Below are 16,875 nucleotides of genomic sequence, written 5' to 3' on the forward strand. Positions count from 1 at the left end.
CATGTATCTCAAAGTGTCTGTGCAGCCTGGCGATTTTGATGTCGGCGCCGAGTTGCAACAGTTGAGAGCGGCCACGCCGCAGGCGGGGGCGCTGGTTAATTTTGTCGGCTTGGTGCGCGATGTGACCACTGACGGCCAAGTGAGCGAAATGGTGATCGAACATTATCCGGGCATGACCGAAAAAGCCTTGCAGCAGATTGCGCAACAGGCCACGCAGCGCTGGCCATTGCTCGGCATCCGCTTGATACATCGCGTCGGTTCGCTCACGGCGCAGGCGCAGATTGTGCTGGTGGCGGCGACCAGCTTGCATCGGCAAGCGGCGTTTGAGGCTTGCGCTTTTATGATGGATTATTTAAAGACCGAAGCGCCTTTCTGGAAAAAAGAAGTTGGTGATTTTGGTCAGCACTGGGTAGAAGCCCGTGCATCTGATGAACAAGCAAAACAACAGTGGAAACTGCCTAAATGATGCAAGTACTGAGTCCCAATGAAATGACTGTTTCTTACAAACTGTCACCCATGTCGTTTGAATCTACCGAAGAGCTACTGGACGCTGCGGATTTGGGTCTCAACGATTACGGCTGGAAACTGCAGCCCGAAGCACAAAAAACATTGATGATGGGTTTGTCGTTGCAGCAGGCTGGCAGCAATGTGCTGGTGCTGGGCACCCCAGGCTCTGGCCGGGCCGGGTTAACCATGGCGGCGATGAAAGCATCCGCAGTCACTGGCATTGATAGTTCGCTGACGGACCTGGTGGCGCTGTATGACTTTAGCCAGCAGGCTTGCGTGAACTATATCAAATTACCCGCTGGGCTGGGTGCACAGTTGCGTACGGTCATGGACTCTTTTATCAAAGGGCTGATTGCTGAAATGCAGCAATGGCTTGATGCCAGCGGCCAGGTCAATCTGTCTAAAGCCGAAACCTGGCTGGAAGAGCGTGTGGATGGCCTGCGCTCACAGTTAAGCAGTGCCAAATTGTCGTCATTCTTTAATATTATCAAACCGGAAGTGCTGGCCTATTTGCAAGCCTGGCAGCAAGTAGGAAATGATGGCGACAATGGCTCGGACAGTATTATCAACGATAGTTTCTTGTCACGCTTTCGCGTCAATTTGCTGGTGGATCAGCGCGCTAACCTGACATCAGGTGTCAAACAGCCTGTGGTTGAGGAAAAAGACCCTGGTTTTGCAGCCTTGTTTGGCATGCTGGAAACAGCCGTGGGCGAGGCGGCGCAATGGCCGGAATTTTTACGCTTGCGCGCCGGTAGCTTGCATCAGGCCGATGGCGGGATGTTGCTGCTGCATTTGCGTGATTTGATGCAGGATGAAGGCAATGGCAGCGCCTTGCTGGAGAAGCTGTATCGCCTGATGCGTAATCGTGAAGTGCAGATTGAAGACTGGGCCAATCACGCCCAGCAAGGCGCCGGTGGTAACCGCCACGCTGCGCTGCCGGTACATGTGAAAATTGTCATGATTGCCAGCCGCGAAGATTATTACGATTGCCTGGAAGCACAACCGGATTTCTTTGATTTTTTCCCCATTAAAGTTGAGTTCGAAGATCGCGTCACGGCCACGCTGGATAACTATGCCTGGATCGCCGGTTACATTGCACGCAAATGCCAGCAGCAAGCGCTGTCTCATTTTAGCGGTGCGGCGGTGAATGTGTTGCTGCAGTTTATGCATAGGCTGGAAGAGGACCAGGGCCGTATCAGTACGCACTTTGCGCATCTGGACCAGTTGATGCACGAAAGTGCGGCGGTTGCCGACGATGCACGCCTGATTACTGATGTGCATGTGAAACAAGCGCTGTCCGCACGCTTGCTACGCCAGCAGTTCTTTGAGGCGCAGATTCGTGACTCCATTATTGATAACGAGTTGCTGATTCAGGTCCATGGCAACGTGGTTGGCCAGGTCAATGGCCTGACCCATATCGAGCTGGGGGATGCCAGTTTTGGTTCGCCTATCCGTATTACCGCCCGTTGTTATCCAGGCCGCAGTGGGGTGATTAACATTGACCGCGAAGTGAATATGAGTGGCCCCACGCATGACAAAGGCATTTATATTCTGCAAAACTGGCTCAGTGCCAGTTTTTGGGCGCTGGCGCCGTTGAGCTTGAGTGCTTCGCTGGTATTTGAGCAGGAGTATAACGGTGTCGAAGGCGATTCAGCGTCCTGTGCCGAGCTGTTTGCCTTGCTGTCTGCGTTGACTGGCTTGCCAATCAAACAAGGCATGGCCGTCACCGGCGCGCTGAATCAGTTTGGTGAAGTGATGCCGATTGGAGGCATCAACGAGAAGATTGAAGGCTATTTCCGCGTCTGTGAAGCGCTGGGCTTGAATGGCGAGCAGGGGGTGATTATCCCCAAACGCAACCAGCGCCACCTGATACTGGATGAAAGCGTGGTGACCGCGGTCAATAATGGCATGTTTAAAATTATTGCTATCGACCATGTGCTGGAAGGGATTGCGCACCTCACCGAGTGTGAAGCAGGCACGCAAGAGGCGGATGGCACCTATGCGGGTGACAGTCTGATGGCACGTGCGCAAAGCGCATTGGCCAGTTACCGTCATACCCTGGAACGTAATCAGGCACGCATGGCTTATTTCCAGCAACATCAAGACAATCATCTTAATCTCTAAGTTTTATGCCACGTACGCATCACCGTAAACAGGAAGCGCCACCAGAAAAAGACGATGGTTGTCGTTTGGATAAATGGTTGTGGGCTGCCCGTTTTTTTAAAACCCGCAGTCTGGCCGCAGAAGCGGTCGATGGCGGCAAGGTGCGTATTGATGGTGACCGCGCCAAGAGTGCACGGGAAATGAAGCCAGGCATGCGCGTCAGCATCAAAAATAAGGATATGCAGATTGAAGTAGAAGTGCTGGCGTTAAGCAATGTGCGCCGCGGTGCGCCTGAAGCCGCGCTGCTCTATCGCGAAACAGATGAAAGCCAGCGTGTGCGTCAGCAGGCGCAGGAAACGGGCGCTGATCAATTTGCCGAGCGTGACCGTGGTCTGGGACGTCCTACCAAACGGCAGATGCGGGATATCCAGCGCTTTACCGGGCGGGGGAAGATTGATTAGGGTGGTTGTTGCCTGTATGGATATATCGTTTGCTTGAGAAGTATGGTAATGTCTGGCGGCTGTTTTTTAATCTTTTTAGGGGGGGTAATGAATAAATTAAAATTATTTTTATTGTCAGTTTCTCTGATGTTAAGCGTTTCTGCAAATGCAGCAGTGTTTACATATACGTTTGATGCTGGCTCATATTTTGACTTTGGTGGCGGGAACTCTTACTCTCCCTCTGGTACTTTCCAATTTGATGATGTCCTGAATCAGGTAACCTCTGTTGATTTTTATCAAATCCAGACAGGCACAGGTCCAACGGGGCCGTTCCATTTCACTTCTGCAATCACTAACAGCGCGTCGGATGTGGCTTTTTTTGATCAGATTGGTGAAAGTAGTGGATTTATCTTTGAGAACTCTTTGGCTAATGGCGGGACGATAAGAATTCTCTCAGCCAGCTATTCATATCTTGGTACTTCTTACCCAATCCTTGCTGGTGGTTCAGTATCCACTACCACCGTGCCTGAACCAGAAGTAAATGCAATCTTGATGATTGGCCTGGCTTTAATGGGTTTTGTTGCAAGTCGTAGAAAAGCATAATTTAATTTCTTTCAGTAAAAAAGCGCACTTATGAGTGCGCTTTTTTTATAGTTGTTGCCAGTTTATTTTAGTGAGTTCTGCTTTCAACTCTCAAGCATCATAAGGGCTGCTAACTCGGTTTTCGTGCACCCACAGGCATACCTGTTTTCGCCACAGCCTGTGCCCGGCAAGACACATCCAGTTTCTGAAAGATACGTTTGAGGTGGTTTTTGACCGTATTGGCGCTGATATTCAGGATCATGCCGATTTCGAAATTGGTTTTACCACTGCGTACCCAATGCAAGATTTCCTGCTCGCGGTCAGACAGTCCGCCTTGCGCCATGTTATCGAGCAAGTCTTCATCTTTAACCACCGGTGCCAGATGGCCAACACGGCGGATAGCGGCATCCAGGTGTGGCATGATCATGCCCAGCATCTGGTCTGGCACAGTAAACTCTTTGGTGCGATCAAAAAAGACATAGATGCAATCGGCTTTACCCCGGGTATCGCGCACACCGTACACCATTAAAGAGTGCATCTTAAGCAGTTGCTGTGTAAACGGGTTAGGGGATTGCGCATGGATGCCGCTGGCGTCAAAGCGATTAATGACATACCACTTGTCGTCATTTTCTACCCAGCGCTTATAGAGATTGCACATCAGGTAATTCACAATGGCAGAGTCTTCGAGCAAACGTTGTGTGGACGCTTCCGGCAAGGAAGACGACACATCAAAATGTAGTTCGCCACTGCTAAAGTCACCCCATGCCGCCAACAATACATCGTGCCGCATCAGCGGATGAATGTCTTGTTTCAGCCAGTTAAAGAATTCAATATGGCGTTTGATCGCATACGAGTTCTGTATGGCCTGCAGGATGCCTTCCCAATGGGTTTGTTTTTTTTGTACCAGCATGCAGTTACCTCAAGTTATTCTTGCGCAGGGCGAACTTTGCCCGCTGTGTCTTTATGGTCTCAAGGGTTTTACGGCGTAATTTGCAGCTTCTTTAATATGATAGTCTCTGTGGATGACGGAAAATATGCTTGATATAAATCAATTGCTGTCAGGTCTTGAATTTTTCCTTTTAAAACAGGGTCATACTTGCGTTAAAATGCAAAGGTAAATAATCGTATGGATGCGTGGGTTGGATCGGAAACACATGGGTAGATTAAATAAACTTCCAAATGGTGTACGTTATCCCAGTCATAAAGAGTGGCAGTTGTTGAAAAAACTGCCTAAATGGTGGCTGCTGGGCACTCTGGTGTTTGCCACACCGTTAGTGCATGCCTGGTGGCAGCATGGCGACTTGCTGACACGTGACGTTGAACGTACGGCCATGTTTCTTGGTTTGCTGTTTACCTTCTGGTTTTTTATTGGCGCCATGACCATCGGCCTGATCGTGATCATTATTATGAAAGGGCCGGGCTATGTGTCTGACCCTTATTACCTGCCAAAAGAAGACAAGACGCTAGAGAATCCGCCCAAAAAGCAATAAGTCCTTGATTGCAGCATGAAATCCGGTTTATAATCGCGTGCTTTGCAACCTTGCCACACTTTGATCGCAAGCAATGTATGCTCTCAGCAAACGTTGATTGGTTCTGAAGGTGGCTAATAACCACAAGGAAATCTCATGCGACACTATGAAATCGTGTTTATTGTTCACCCTGACCAGAGTGAACAAGTGCCAGCAATGATCGAGCGTTACCGCGCTCAAATCACTGGCAATGGCGGCAACATCCACCGTTTGGAAGACTGGGGCCGTCGTCAACTTGCCTATCCAATTCAAAAAGTACACAAAGCCCACTACGTGTTGATGAACATCGAAGTGAGCCAGGAAGTGCTGGAAGAAATGGAACACGGCTTCAAATTTAACGATGCTGTATTACGTCACCTGACAATCGCGACGAAAACAGCAGTCACAGCACCAAGCCCAATGATGAAAGAGGAAAAATCCAAAACCATCGTTGGTGACGCACCTGCTGCTACCACCGAGGCTGCTGCTTAAGTGTTGTGAATACGCTGGTGATTGCGGCAACCATTCAATCTATTGAAGCGTTGCGTTACACACCGGCAGGCTTACCCTTGTTGCGATTGCAATTGCAACATGATTCAGAGCAAAGCGAAGCTGGCCTGAATCGGAAAGTGCAGTGTCTATTACCTGCGGTGCTGATTGGTGAAAAGGCCAATCTGCCATTGCAAAGCGGCGATCACATCAAAGTCAAAGGGTTTTTGGCACAGCGCAGTGCAAAAAGCACACAAGTGGTACTGCATATACAAGAATTACAGCGAATACAGTATTAAAGAATTTAAGGAGTTTCAAATGGCAAGAGATATGTACAAACGTCGCCGTTACTGCCGTTTTAGCGCAGAAGGCATCAAAGAAGTTGATTACAAAGACGTAGATCTGTTGAAAGATTTCGTTTCTGAAAACTTCAAAATCATCCCAGCCCGTATGACTGGTACCAAGGCTAAATACCAACGTCAACTGACAACCGCGGTTAAACGCGCGCGTTTCCTGGCGCTGATGCCTTACACAGACAAACACCCAGGTTAATTGGCGGCTTAGGAGAACAACATGCAAGTAATTTTATTGGAAAAAGTAGCAAACCTGGGCTCATTGGGTGACGTGGTTAAAGTGAAAGACGGTTACGGCCGTAACTTCCTGATTCCACAAGGTAAAGCTAAACGTGCAACAGAAGCAAACAAAGCTGTTTTTGCAGCACAGCGCGCTGAGTTGGAAAAACAACAAGCCGACTTGTTGGCCGTTGCGCAAGCACGTGGCGAAAAACTGGCTGGTTTCAGCCTGACTGTGACTCAAAAAGCCGGTGTTGATGGTCGTTTGTTCGGTTCCGTGACTAACATGGACATCGCTGAAGGCTTGCAAGCACAAGGTCACGAAGTGAAAAAATCTGACGTGCGCCTGCCAAACGGCCCACTGAAGAACATCGGTGACTTCGCTGTGAGCGTTGCGCTGCACCACGACGTGGTTGTAGACATCACTGTAACAGTGACGCCAGAAGCTTAATCAAGCCTCTGCATGCAGTACAAGAAAAAGGCTACTTCGGTAGCTTTTTTCTTTTTAGCCACAGAGCCCACAGCGTTTGTGGCTCGTGCTGTATAAAGTTACTCGATAACTTACAAGTATAGTGTATGAGATTTTTCTCTGTGTCCTCTGAGATCTCTGTGGCTAAAGTATTTTAATCTTTCATCTGTCCTGAAAGCTCAAAAAGCCAGACTGCTTTTCGGTATAATCACCAGATGGCTGATGAACAACTCGAATTCTTAAAACTCCCTCCACATTCCATCGAAGCTGAGCAATCGGTCTTGGGCGGACTGTTGCTCGACAATGAAGCGCTGGACAAGATCGCCGATATCCTGGCCCCGCAGGACTTCTATCAGCACGACCACAAGCTGATTTATGAACATATTGCGCGCTTGATTGAGCGCAACCAGCCTGCTGATATTGTAACGGTGGCTGAGTCGCTGGAAAACAGCAATGAATTGACTACCGTGGGTGGTGTCGCTTATCTGGGCGCGCTGGCACAAAATACGCCGACCGCGGCCAATATTCGCCGCTATGCGGAAATCGTGCATGAACGTTTTGTCATGCGCCAACTGGTCACTGTCGGCACCGATATTGCCGAAAGCGCTTATCTGCCGAATGGCCGTAATGCACAGCAATTGCTGGACGAAGCCGAAGCCAAGATTTTCCAGATTGCTGAAGGTGGTAACCGCAAGAGCCAGGGCTTTTTGGGCATGCAAGTGTTGCTGCCACAAGTGGCAGACCGTATTGACTACCTGTATTCACGTGAAAATCATTCTGATGTGACGGGTATCCCGACTGGCTTTAGCGATCTTGATTCCATGACCTCTGGCCTGCAAGGCGGGGATATGGTGATTATTGCCGGTCGTCCGTCCATGGGTAAAACGGCGTTTGCGATTAACATTGCCGAAAACGTGGCGCTGGAGACCAATAAAGCCGTGGCCATTTTCTCCATGGAGATGGGCGCCACACAGCTGACCACGCGTATGATTGGTTCAATTGGCCGCCTGGACCAGCATAAGATGCGTAACGGTAACCTCGAAGACGAGGACTGGGAAAAGCTGACCACTGCCCTAGGCAAACTCAACGAAGCGCCGATTTATATCGATGAAGGCGCTGGTTTAAGCAGCTTTGACGTGCGCGCCCGTGCGCGTCGTTTGCATAGGCAGACTGGCGAGCTAGGCCTGATCGTGATCGACTATTTGCAGTTGATGAGTTCACCAGCTGGCCGCCAGGGTGAAAACCGGGCGACAGAAATTTCAGAAATCTCGCGCTCGCTTAAAGCTTTGGCTAAAGAATTAAACGTGCCATTAATTGCGATTTCGCAGTTAAACCGCAGTGTGGACCAGCGTCCGGACAAGCGTCCGGTCATGAGTGACTTGCGCGAATCTGGCGCGATTGAACAGGATGCCGACTTGATCATGTTCGTGTACAGGGATGAGTACTACAACCCGGACAGTGCTGAAAAAGGCACGGCCGAAATCATTATCGCCAAGCAACGTAACGGCCCGATTGGTCGTGTGCGCCTGACCTTTATGGGTGCGCATACCCGCTTTATGGATTACGCCAACGCCGCGTATATGCCTGACGAGTATTAATCTGGCTGGCATTATATATGCGTCCTATTATTGCTCATATTTCAGAAGCTGCGCTGGCGCATAACCTGGCGCAAGTCCGGCGCTATGCGCCGCAATCCAAAGTCATTTCCGTCGTCAAGGCCAATGCCTATGGCCACGGCCTGCTCAATGCCGCGCGTGGACTGAAGGAAACAGATGCCTTTGCCGTACTCAACATCAGTGAGGCGATTGCCTTGCGCGATGCTGGTTACCAGCATCCGATTCTATTGCTGGAAGGCGTATTCTCGGCTGAGGAGATGACCCTAGTTGACCGCTATCATCTGGATACGGTGGTCTCTCATCAAGCCCAGTTGGCGTGGGTTCTGGAAAGTGCCCCCAATATTCCGCTGCGGGTGTATCTGAAGCTGGATAGTGGTATGCACCGTTTGGGCTTTCAGCCGCATGAGTACGGTCACGCATTACAGCAGTTGGCCAGTTCAGCGAATGTGCGTGAACTGATATTGATGACGCATTTCGCCAACGCGGATGTGGCCGATGGCACGCGTGCTGCCATGCAAGTCGTGGCGCAGATGATGCCAGCCTCCTATGCACGCTCGCTGGCCAATTCTGCGGCCATTGTGCAGCAGTCACACACACATGCAGACTGGGTGCGCCCTGGCATTATGCTGTATGGTGCGACGCCTGTGGCTGAAAAATCAGCCAGCAGCCTTGGCTTGAAACCGGTAATGACATTGCAGTCAGGCTTGATTGCCGTACGGGAAATTGCCGCGGGTGAGAGCGTGGGGTATGGCAGCCTGTTTACCGCAGACAAACCCACACGCGTGGGGATCGTAGCTTGCGGCTATGCGGACGGTTATCCACGACATGCCCCCACGGGCACGCCCATTGCCGTAGCCGGTCATTTAACCCGCACATTGGGGCGGGTCTCGATGGATATGCTGGCAGCAGATATTAGCGATATTCCACAGGCTGCCATCGGCAGTGCGGTCGAGTTATGGGGTGAGCAAGTGCCGGTAGATGAGGTTGCGCATGCCAGCGGTACCATAGGCTACGAATTGTTATGTGCAGTCACGGCCAGGGTGCCTTTTAAAATTCATGGCTAAAGCAAAAACACAATATACCTGCACCGAATGTGGTGCGTCTGAGCCTAAATGGCAAGGGCAGTGCCCGAGCTGCAATGCATGGAATACGCTGGTAGAAACTGTGCCTGAGGCAGTGACGCAAAGCCGCTTTGCCAGCCTGGCACCGACGGCGCAACTGCAGAAACTGGCCGATGTCGAGGCGCAGGATGTGTCGCGGCAGGCAACCGGTATTGCCGAATTTGACCGTGTATTGGGCGGCGGTTTGGTAGCTGGTGGCGTGGTGCTGATTGGCGGTGACCCCGGGATTGGTAAATCTACGCTCTTGTTGCAAACCGTGTGCAAGGTCTCGCAGAGCCTGAAATCTTTTTATATCAGTGGTGAAGAGTCTGCGCAGCAGATTGCCATGCGTGCGCATCGCCTGGGGCTGGATGCCAGCCAGGTGGATGTGCTGGCCGAGATCAACCTGGAAAAAATCAGCCAGGTGCTGCAACAGCACAAGCCAGATGTAGTCGTGATCGATTCAATTCAAACCGTGTATTCTGAGGCCTTGCAGTCGGCCCCGGGGTCTGTGGCACAAGTGCGTGAATGCAGTGCGCAACTCACGCGCATTGCCAAGCAACTGGGCATCAGCATGATCCTGGTGGGCCATGTCACCAAGGAAGGTTCTCTCGCTGGGCCGCGCGTGCTGGAGCATATTGTCGATAGCGTGCTTTACTTCGAAGGTGACCAGAATTCGAGTTTCCGCTTGATCCGCGCCTTTAAAAACCGGTTCGGCGCCGTGAATGAGTTGGGCGTATTTGCCATGACCGAAAAAGGCTTGCGCGAGGTCAGCAATCCTTCGGCCTTGTTTTTATCGCATCATGAGTCGCCCGTTCCTGGCTCTTGTATTACTGTCACCCAAGAGGGCACGCGTCCTTTGCTGGTTGAAATTCAGGCGCTGGTAGATACCGCGCATGCACCTAATCCCAAGCGCTTATGTGTCGGCCTGGAGCAAAACCGCCTGGCTATGCTGTTGGCGGTATTACATAGGCACGCAGGTGTGGCCTGTTTCGACCAGGATGTATTTATCAACGCGGTTGGTGGCGTCAAAATCAGTGAACCCGCCGTTGACCTGGCGGTATTGCTGGCCATTGTCTCTTCACTTAAAAACAAGCCCTTGGCCAATAAGCTGATTGTGTTTGGTGAGGTCGGCCTGGCAGGGGAGGTGCGCCCGGTGCAGCGTGGGCAAGAGCGCCTGAAAGAAGCGGCCAAGCTGGGATTTACGCATGCGATTATCCCCAAAGCCAATGCCCCCAAAGGCGGTGTAGCTGGTTTGCATATTGATGCGGTGGACCGGTTAGAGCAAGCGATAGACGTGCTGCGCGCATAAAAAAATGGCAACGACTGCCGGGAATGCAATCGTTGCCAGAGAGTGAGGCTGCCCAGAAGAGGGAGGACAGCCACAGGGAAGCGGTTGTGAGCCTGTATTTAGGCTAAATCATTAAAAAAACTCAGTTTGTTTCGGATTGTCAGTTTTTAACTTTTGGGCATTCTTCGCCGTTTTATCCATCACATTTACTTCTACACGCGTTAATGTCGCCTGGCATGCGCGTAGCGCCTGGTCATCACTGGCTAATCTGACACATTCCACCTGCTTAGCTAGTTGTTTAATAATGCGTTGTTTGTTATCCATCAATTCAGCATAGCTTTCTGTAGACGGCATAGCTGATGCAAAAATCGATATATTGACGAGCAAACCTGTGGTCATCACGGTGGCGTATTTCACGGTGATTGCCTTTCTGCGATGAACGATGCATGCAGTATAAAAAACGGGGGCGGGATTGTCAGTTACAAACGGGTGGGGTTTTGTAGCAATTTGTAGCGACTTCGATACAGGGGAAAGTTACCCATGTTTTGCGCCACTGCGCGGCCATTTAGTCACAAAAACTTCATGCAACTATTCGCAACAAGTGCTTGCCGAAACTGGGTGTCGATTATCACATGGGTGTGACAATAAGATGACACTGAATAAAAAATACATCAGGAGCAAAAATAATGAAAAAAATCATTTTTCTTTTACCACTGATCGTGTCTGCATGTGCCAGCGTGACTCCTCACCAATATACGACGCAACAAGGCAAGATGGGTTATACACTGACGTGCAGCGAGTTCAATACGACATGGGAGCAGTGCCAGTCCAAGGCGGGTGCGTTATGTTCACAGGGTTATGAGGTGGACAAACAGTTGTCTTTTAAAGAGAGTTTTCCTGATAGCGGGGATGGTATTTACCGGCCAGCGAATAATCACCTGGCGGTCGTGTGCAAAGATTCGGCAGGTTAACGGTTATACGCCGCTTATGATCGCCTGCGCGGCCGCGAAGCCGCTGGTGACCGCGCCCTCAATGGTAGCCGGGTAGGGCCCGGCGATATAGTCACCGGCCAGAAATATTTGCGGGTTAGAGGTGCGCGTCGCCGGGCGTGGCAAGTCTGGAGTGCAGCTAAAAGTGGCGCGCTTTTCGGTGATGATTTGCGACCACTGGGGTTGCGTAGGCAGTGACATCTGATAAGCAGATAGCGCCTGGTTGATTTCATCAATAGATTGCTTCACCAAGGCGGCTTTATCGGCGATGAGTGGCGGATGCGCACTGATGACTACAGCGAGTAATCCTGGCTGATCGCAACATTGTCCGCGGTCAAACACCCATTGTGCCAGGCCATGGCATAAACCCATGATGGGGTAAGGCAAGCGCGTTTCGACGCCGTATTGCAGGTAAACCGTGGTAATTGGCTGATAGTCGAATGCCGGGCTGGATGGCAGTTCACCGACGATGGTTTTGAGTTGATGCGGGCCTGCTGCAATAATCACATTGTCGAATGTTTCTGTGCCTGTCGCTGTCGATACTTCACAGCTGTCTTCCTTGGATTGTATCGCGGTGACAGGGGTGCGCAGCCTCACTTCACCACCCAATGTTTTAATCCGCTGTAGCAGTGGCTGTATCAACGCGCTGGATAAATCTGTTTTGACCACCAGAAAGTCACTGTCCTGGCGATGGTGTTGGAAGCTATCGCGTAGCACATTGAGAAAAGATTGTGCGCTGGCCAGGGTAATCGGTGTATTCAGCGCCGCCAAACAGAGAGGCTCCCACAAAGTGCTAATCGCGAAAGATGTTTGCTGACCTTGCGTCAGCAAGGCGGCAACGGTGCAATCATGAGGCAGTGCAAATGCCTGTTGCTTGAGTTGCTGCATCCAGCAGATTGCGCGCCATTTGCTCTGCCAATCCAATCCTCGCGCACTGAGTAAGCCCCATAATAAATGTAGCGGGGCAGGGAGCCATGTGGGCGTGACCAATGACATGCGCTGACCACCATTGTGCATATGCAGGGCCAGTGGCAGGCGCATAAACACTTGTTCTGTCTCTATGTGGGCCTCTTGCAGCAAAGTCAGCGTAGCGCGATAAGCGCCTATACACAGGTGTTGGCCGTTATCCAAGGTGGTGGCGTCATGAGCGACGCCACGTGCACGGCCGCCTGCTTGTGGTGCGGCTTCAAACACACACACCTGGTGGCCATGTTGCAACAGCCTGAGCGCTGCAGACACGCCAGCCAGCCCGGCACCGATGATCGCAATGTTACGGTGAGTAGACGCGGTAGCGATCATGCTTTGCGATAGTTAAACCATGCGCCCAGCGCCAGTTTGAGCTTTCTGAAGGGAGGCAGCACCACTTTATGCGTCAGCACCAGGTTGGGATCAGGTTTAATTTCTTGCAACAGCGCGCGGTAAATAGCGGCCATCATGAGTCCCGGCAATTGCGGTTTGGTATCAGCCTTGGGGAGTTGGCTCAGCGCTTTGTCATAGAACATTTCCGCGCGTTCAATTTGCTTAAGCAGCAACGCCTGTGTTTGTGGCGAAGCTTGACTGTTGAGTAACTGATCTTCAGTCACGCCGGCACGCTCAAGCTCATCGAGGGGAATATAAATACGGCCGCGTCGGGCGTCTTCACCGACATCGCGAATGATATTGGTCAGCTGAAATGCCATGCCCAGGTCATGCGCATATTCCAGCGTCGCCTGGTCTTTGTAGCCAAAAATTTGTGCAGAAAGCAGCCCGACCACGCTGGCAACGCGGTAACAATACAAAGCCAGTTGCTCAAAGTCGGCATAACGGTTGTATTGCGTGTCCATTTGCATGCCATCGATGATTTCAACGAAATGCGCTTCTTGCAAATGAAAAGTATTAACCACCGGTTTTAAGGCCTGGGTGACCGGGTGCTGCGGGGTTTCATGAAACAGTCTATGGATTTCCTGCTTCCACCAGGCGAGCTTGGTCTGGGCGATCTGGTAATCGGTGCATTCATCCACCACATCATCCACTTCGCGGCAAAACGCATACAGCGCGGTCATGGCATCGCGCCGGTCTTTCGGTAAAAACATAAAACTCAGCGTGAAACTGGAGCCACTTTCACGGGTTTTTTGTTGGCAATATTGTTGCGGTGTCATTGTTTAAACAGGGCTTTCAGCAAAATCAGCAGCCAGTCATAGGCTTTCAGGGTCGGGCGATGATGATAGATATCGCCACGGCAGGATTTTAATTTATGTAGGATACGTTCGCCACCTGCAATCATCATGCGTAATTCAAAACCGATGCGGCCTGGCAAGGCGCGACCTAACGGTTTCCCGGCTAGCAGCATGGTTTCTGCGCGCATCACATTGTGCATGAAAAACGCTTGCCAGGGCGTATACACACGCTGTTGACGTAAGTCCTGCTCACTGATGCCTGCTGTCAGCATCTCATCCTGACTCAGGTAAATGCGTCCAACCGCACCGTGTTTTTGCAGGTCTTGTGCGATGTCCTGATAAAAATTAATCAGTTGCAAGGCGCTGCAAATCTGGTCAGACCACAGCCGGTGTTGCGGCGTATCGCTGCCATATAGTTGCAACATCAGGCGGCCTACCGGGTTGGCCGAGCGGCGGCAATAGTCCAGCACCTCATCAACATTGGCATAGCGGGTTTTAACCACGTCCTGTTTAAAAGCATCTATCAGGTCTAGCAATAATTGCACGTCCAGTTTGTGGGTGTTAACCACTTGCTGCAAGGCGATAAATAAGGGCTTAGCTGGCTTGATATAGGCCTGGATCAGCAATAACTCGTCTTCATACGCTTGCAATGCTTGCAGCCGTGACGCTTCAGTCGCATCGCCTTCATCAGCAATATCATCCGCTTCACGCGCGAACTGGTAAATCACCGTGACTGCATGACGCAAATGGGCGGGTAACAGCAGGGAGGCAACCGGGAAGTTTTCGTAGTGCGTTTGCGCCAGCGTCAGGCTGGGAGATGGCTCGGCTGGCTTGGAAAAGGCTTGCATGGCTTAAGTATGCCATAAATCCGTGATACGCTTACGCCTTGCAGATGAACAAGTCTAAAGAGAAATCAAAGTTGGGGATGACAGGATGTTAGGCATTATTGGCGGTACCGGATTGACCGCGCTGGATAATTTAAATATTTCGAAACGCTTGATCGTACGTACACCGTATGGCGAACCTTCACAGCCATTGGTGTTTGGCGAGATAAATGGCAAAGAAGTCGTGTTTCTGGCGCGTCATGGTGGCGGTCATACCATTCCACCGCATGCGGTGAATTACCGGGCGAATATCTGGGCACTGCATTCTGTTGGTGTACGCAACTTGCTGGCGGTCGCTACCGTCGGTGGCATCGCCCGCAACCTGATCCCGGGTGATATCGTGTTGCCGAACCAGATTCTGGATTATACCTATGGCCGCAGTAACACTTATCACGATGGCATTGAGCTGCCTGTGCGCCATATCGACTTTACCCAGCCGTATTCACAGGCCATGCGCGAGCGCTGCTTGCAAGCAGCGGCTGATGTCGGCTATAGCGTGGTGGATGGCGGTGTCTATGCGTGCGTACAGGGGCCACGCCTGGAAACTGCAGCTGAGATCAACCGCTACGAGCACGATGGTGCCACTGTTGTTGGCATGACCGGTATGCCGGAGGCAGTATTGGCGCGCGAACTTGGCTTGGCTTATGCTGCCATTTGTCCGGTGGCAAACTTTGCCGCTGGCCGTGGTGATAGTGCGCAGTCTATCCAGTTTGAGCAAGTGATGCCGTTGTTGCAGCAAACCATGGATAAAGTACGCACAGTGATTGCGCATTATTTGGCTGATAACGACTGTTCGATAGCGTAGGGGAGGAGACAACGATGGCGGTAAAACCGGTATTGCGTATGGGCGAGCCACTGTTATATCGCGTCGCAGATAAAGTCACCCAGTTTGATACGCCTGAGTTGCATGCGCTGATTCAGGACATGCATGACACCATGGCGCAGATGAATGGGGCAGGCATCGCCGCACCACAAATTGGCGTCAGCTTGCAGGTGGTGATGTTTGGCGTCGGCGCGAATCCGCGTTATCCGGATGCGGAAGAGGTCCCGTTCACTATTCTGATTAATCCTGAATTGACCCCGGTCGACCAAACTGAAGAAGAGGGCTGGGAAGGCTGCCTGTCTGTCCCCGGCATGCGCGGTGTGGTACCACGTTACCAGCATCTGCATTATCGCGGCTTTGATCCGCAAGGCAACGTGATTGACCGTACCGTGAGCGGCTTTCATGCGCGTGTCGTCCAGCATGAGTGTGACCACTTGTTTGGCATACTTTACCCCATGCGTATCCGTGATCTGACAAAATTTGGCTTTAATGATGTACTTTTTCCTGGAATAACGCTTCCAGATGACTGATTGTTTGCTATAATGCCGACTTTCCGGAAGAGTGGCAGAGCGGTTTAATGCTACAGTCTTGAAAACTGTCGAGGGTTCACGCCCTCCGTGAGTTCGAATCTCACCTCTTCCGCCAGACATGTCATGCCGCAGTTTTTGCGGCATTTCTATTTGCAGGTTTTAATTACTCAATTTAAGGAATCGTCATGACTCAAATCATCATCGACCATAACCCATCAGAAGAGAAGCTGAAAGAACTGGGCGTAAAAAGCTGGAACACATGGGATTGCGCACCTTCAAAATTCCCTTTGGACTTCACAGCGACTGAAAAGGCCTACGTGTTAGAAGGCGAATTCAAAGTGACTCCACAAGGTGGCGACACTGTAACGATCAAGGCTGGTGACTATGTTGAGTTTCCAAAAGGCTTGAAATCCCAGTGGGAAGTAGTTAAGCAATTGAAAAAACACTACAAACATTTCTAATTGATTTGTTGTAGCCAGTATTCAATAAAAAACCCTGCAATGCAGGGTTTTTTGTTTTTAGAACACTGCGATTTAAGGCCGGAATCATTAAACTTTGCAAATTGTGCTTTAAATTCAAACGCCATTCAACATCGCTCTCTAGCCAAGTTGTTGATATTAAAATACAATCTCACCCTGATTGAAAAATCAAAACGCCTTGGGGTGGCTAACGCCTGAGATCTCGCGCAAGTGAGAAACCCAATGAACCTGACCCAGATAATGCTGGCGTAGGGACAGGCAGAGCCTCTACAACGCAAATGTTTTTGGTTTGTTGTTTCATCAACAAACCTACTCACGTCCTTGTCACTCTCCCCCT

At 50.9% G+C, this 16,875-nt stretch carries 21 protein-coding genes, 1 tRNA gene and 1 riboswitch; of the genes, 17 read left to right on the forward strand and 5 right to left on the reverse strand.

The window, feature by feature from the left end; genetic code table 11:
• Position 1 precedes the first annotated feature (1 nt).
• The 4 genes from B3355_RS02425 (at position 2) to B3355_RS02440 (ending at position 3,653) form a co-directional block, all read left to right on the forward strand.
• Positions 2–466 (forward strand): molybdenum cofactor biosynthesis protein MoaE, encoded by a 465-nt coding sequence (locus B3355_RS02425; RefSeq protein ID WP_292779900.1) that lies wholly within the window; start codon positions 2–4, stop codon positions 464–466.
• Positions 463–2,631 carry a Lon protease family protein gene (locus tag B3355_RS02430; protein WP_047518410.1) on the forward strand — a complete coding sequence of 723 codons (2,169 nt, stop codon included), beginning with the start codon at positions 463–465 and terminating at the stop codon, positions 2,629–2,631. The genes B3355_RS02425 and B3355_RS02430 overlap by 4 nt, the downstream gene beginning before the upstream one ends.
• Positions 2,632–2,636: 5 nt before the next feature.
• On the forward strand, positions 2,637–3,071 hold the full coding sequence (locus B3355_RS02435) for an RNA-binding S4 domain-containing protein (protein WP_292779837.1): 435 nt from the start codon (positions 2,637–2,639) through the stop codon (positions 3,069–3,071).
• A gap of 87 nt (positions 3,072–3,158) precedes the next feature.
• A complete protein-coding gene (locus tag B3355_RS02440; RefSeq protein ID WP_292779839.1) occupies positions 3,159–3,653 on the forward strand; it encodes a PEP-CTERM sorting domain-containing protein in 495 nt (164 codons plus the stop codon).
• Between the two features lie 109 nt (positions 3,654–3,762).
• On the opposite strand, the gene epsA is transcribed toward B3355_RS02440, so the two are convergent.
• Entirely contained in the window at positions 3,763–4,542 is a 780-nt protein-coding gene (gene epsA / locus B3355_RS02445) for an XrtB/PEP-CTERM-associated transcriptional regulator EpsA (protein ID WP_292779841.1), read from the reverse strand.
• Between the two features lie 244 nt (positions 4,543–4,786).
• On the opposite strand from epsA, the gene B3355_RS02450 reads away from it, so the two are divergent.
• From B3355_RS02450 to radA, 8 genes are all read left to right on the forward strand, one after another.
• The gene (locus B3355_RS02450; protein WP_292779843.1) at positions 4,787–5,122 is read left to right on the forward strand and encodes a hypothetical protein; all 336 of its coding nucleotides are present in this window, start codon (positions 4,787–4,789) and stop codon (positions 5,120–5,122) included.
• Between the two features lie 135 nt (positions 5,123–5,257).
• A complete protein-coding gene (rpsF, locus tag B3355_RS02455; RefSeq protein WP_019881918.1) occupies positions 5,258–5,632 on the forward strand; it encodes a 30S ribosomal protein S6 in 375 nt (124 codons plus the stop codon).
• Between the two features lie 5 nt (positions 5,633–5,637).
• Positions 5,638–5,928: a primosomal replication protein N gene (gene priB / locus B3355_RS02460; RefSeq protein WP_019881919.1), complete on the forward strand. Its 291-nt coding sequence runs from the start codon at positions 5,638–5,640 to the stop codon at positions 5,926–5,928.
• 19 nt (positions 5,929–5,947) lie between these two features.
• The gene (gene rpsR / locus B3355_RS02465) at positions 5,948–6,181 is read left to right on the forward strand and encodes a 30S ribosomal protein S18 (protein ID WP_024929836.1); all 234 of its coding nucleotides are present in this window, start codon (positions 5,948–5,950) and stop codon (positions 6,179–6,181) included.
• Positions 6,182–6,202: 21 nt separating this feature from the next.
• Positions 6,203–6,652, forward strand: coding sequence for a 50S ribosomal protein L9 (gene rplI, locus B3355_RS02470; protein ID WP_019881920.1), 450 nt, complete (start codon positions 6,203–6,205; stop codon positions 6,650–6,652).
• A gap of 233 nt (positions 6,653–6,885) precedes the next feature.
• The gene (dnaB, locus tag B3355_RS02475) at positions 6,886–8,268 is read left to right on the forward strand and encodes a replicative DNA helicase (RefSeq protein WP_019881921.1); all 1,383 of its coding nucleotides are present in this window, start codon (positions 6,886–6,888) and stop codon (positions 8,266–8,268) included.
• Between the two features lie 17 nt (positions 8,269–8,285).
• Positions 8,286–9,350 carry an alanine racemase gene (gene alr / locus B3355_RS02480; protein WP_292779850.1) on the forward strand — a complete coding sequence of 355 codons (1,065 nt, stop codon included), beginning with the start codon at positions 8,286–8,288 and terminating at the stop codon, positions 9,348–9,350.
• Positions 9,343–10,698 (forward strand): DNA repair protein RadA, encoded by a 1,356-nt coding sequence (gene radA / locus B3355_RS02485; RefSeq protein WP_292779852.1) that lies wholly within the window; start codon positions 9,343–9,345, stop codon positions 10,696–10,698. The genes alr and radA overlap by 8 nt, the downstream gene beginning before the upstream one ends.
• Before the next feature lie 111 nt (positions 10,699–10,809).
• On the opposite strand, the gene B3355_RS02490 is transcribed toward radA, so the two are convergent.
• Positions 10,810–11,094 (reverse strand): hypothetical protein, encoded by a 285-nt coding sequence (locus B3355_RS02490; protein WP_047518402.1) that lies wholly within the window; start codon positions 11,092–11,094, stop codon positions 10,810–10,812.
• Positions 11,095–11,363: 269 nt separating this feature from the next.
• Between B3355_RS02490 and B3355_RS02495 the strand changes: the two genes are divergently transcribed.
• Positions 11,364–11,648: a hypothetical protein gene (locus tag B3355_RS02495; RefSeq protein WP_019881925.1), complete on the forward strand. Its 285-nt coding sequence runs from the start codon at positions 11,364–11,366 to the stop codon at positions 11,646–11,648.
• A 3-nt stretch (positions 11,649–11,651) separates the two neighbouring features.
• On the opposite strand, the gene hpnE is transcribed toward B3355_RS02495, so the two are convergent.
• The 3 genes from hpnE to hpnC are packed head-to-tail and all read right to left on the reverse strand — an operon-like array spanning position 11,652 to position 14,670.
• Positions 11,652–12,965 (reverse strand): hydroxysqualene dehydroxylase HpnE, encoded by a 1,314-nt coding sequence (gene hpnE, locus B3355_RS02500; RefSeq protein WP_292779856.1) that lies wholly within the window; start codon positions 12,963–12,965, stop codon positions 11,652–11,654.
• Positions 12,962–13,804 carry a presqualene diphosphate synthase HpnD gene (gene hpnD, locus B3355_RS02505; protein ID WP_292779858.1) on the reverse strand — a complete coding sequence of 281 codons (843 nt, stop codon included), beginning with the start codon at positions 13,802–13,804 and terminating at the stop codon, positions 12,962–12,964. The genes hpnE and hpnD overlap by 4 nt, the downstream gene beginning before the upstream one ends.
• Complete coding sequence (gene hpnC / locus B3355_RS02510) at positions 13,801–14,670, reverse strand: squalene synthase HpnC (RefSeq protein ID WP_292779860.1); 870 nt, start codon at positions 14,668–14,670, stop codon at positions 13,801–13,803. Before hpnC ends, hpnD begins: the two co-directional genes overlap by 4 nt.
• An 85-nt stretch (positions 14,671–14,755) precedes the next feature.
• Here hpnC and B3355_RS02515 point away from each other — a divergent pair, with 85 nt between their 5' ends.
• The 4 genes from B3355_RS02515 (at position 14,756) to B3355_RS02530 (ending at position 16,520) form a co-directional block, all read left to right on the forward strand.
• The gene (locus tag B3355_RS02515; protein ID WP_019881929.1) at positions 14,756–15,511 is read left to right on the forward strand and encodes an S-methyl-5'-thioinosine phosphorylase; all 756 of its coding nucleotides are present in this window, start codon (positions 14,756–14,758) and stop codon (positions 15,509–15,511) included.
• A 14-nt stretch (positions 15,512–15,525) separates the two neighbouring features.
• Entirely contained in the window at positions 15,526–16,059 is a 534-nt protein-coding gene (gene def, locus B3355_RS02520; RefSeq protein ID WP_019881930.1) for a peptide deformylase, read from the forward strand.
• A 25-nt stretch (positions 16,060–16,084) separates the two neighbouring features.
• Positions 16,085–16,174, forward strand: a tRNA-Ser gene (locus B3355_RS02525).
• Between the two features lie 70 nt (positions 16,175–16,244).
• A complete protein-coding gene (locus tag B3355_RS02530) occupies positions 16,245–16,520 on the forward strand; it encodes a cupin domain-containing protein (protein ID WP_019881932.1) in 276 nt (91 codons plus the stop codon).
• Between the two features lie 187 nt (positions 16,521–16,707).
• A riboswitch (TPP riboswitch) is annotated at positions 16,708–16,811 on the forward strand.
• Positions 16,812–16,875 lie beyond the last annotated feature (64 nt).

This window comes from Methylophilus sp. UBA6697 (assembly GCF_002454655.1).
Taxonomy (GTDB): domain Bacteria; phylum Pseudomonadota; class Gammaproteobacteria; order Burkholderiales; family Methylophilaceae; genus Methylophilus.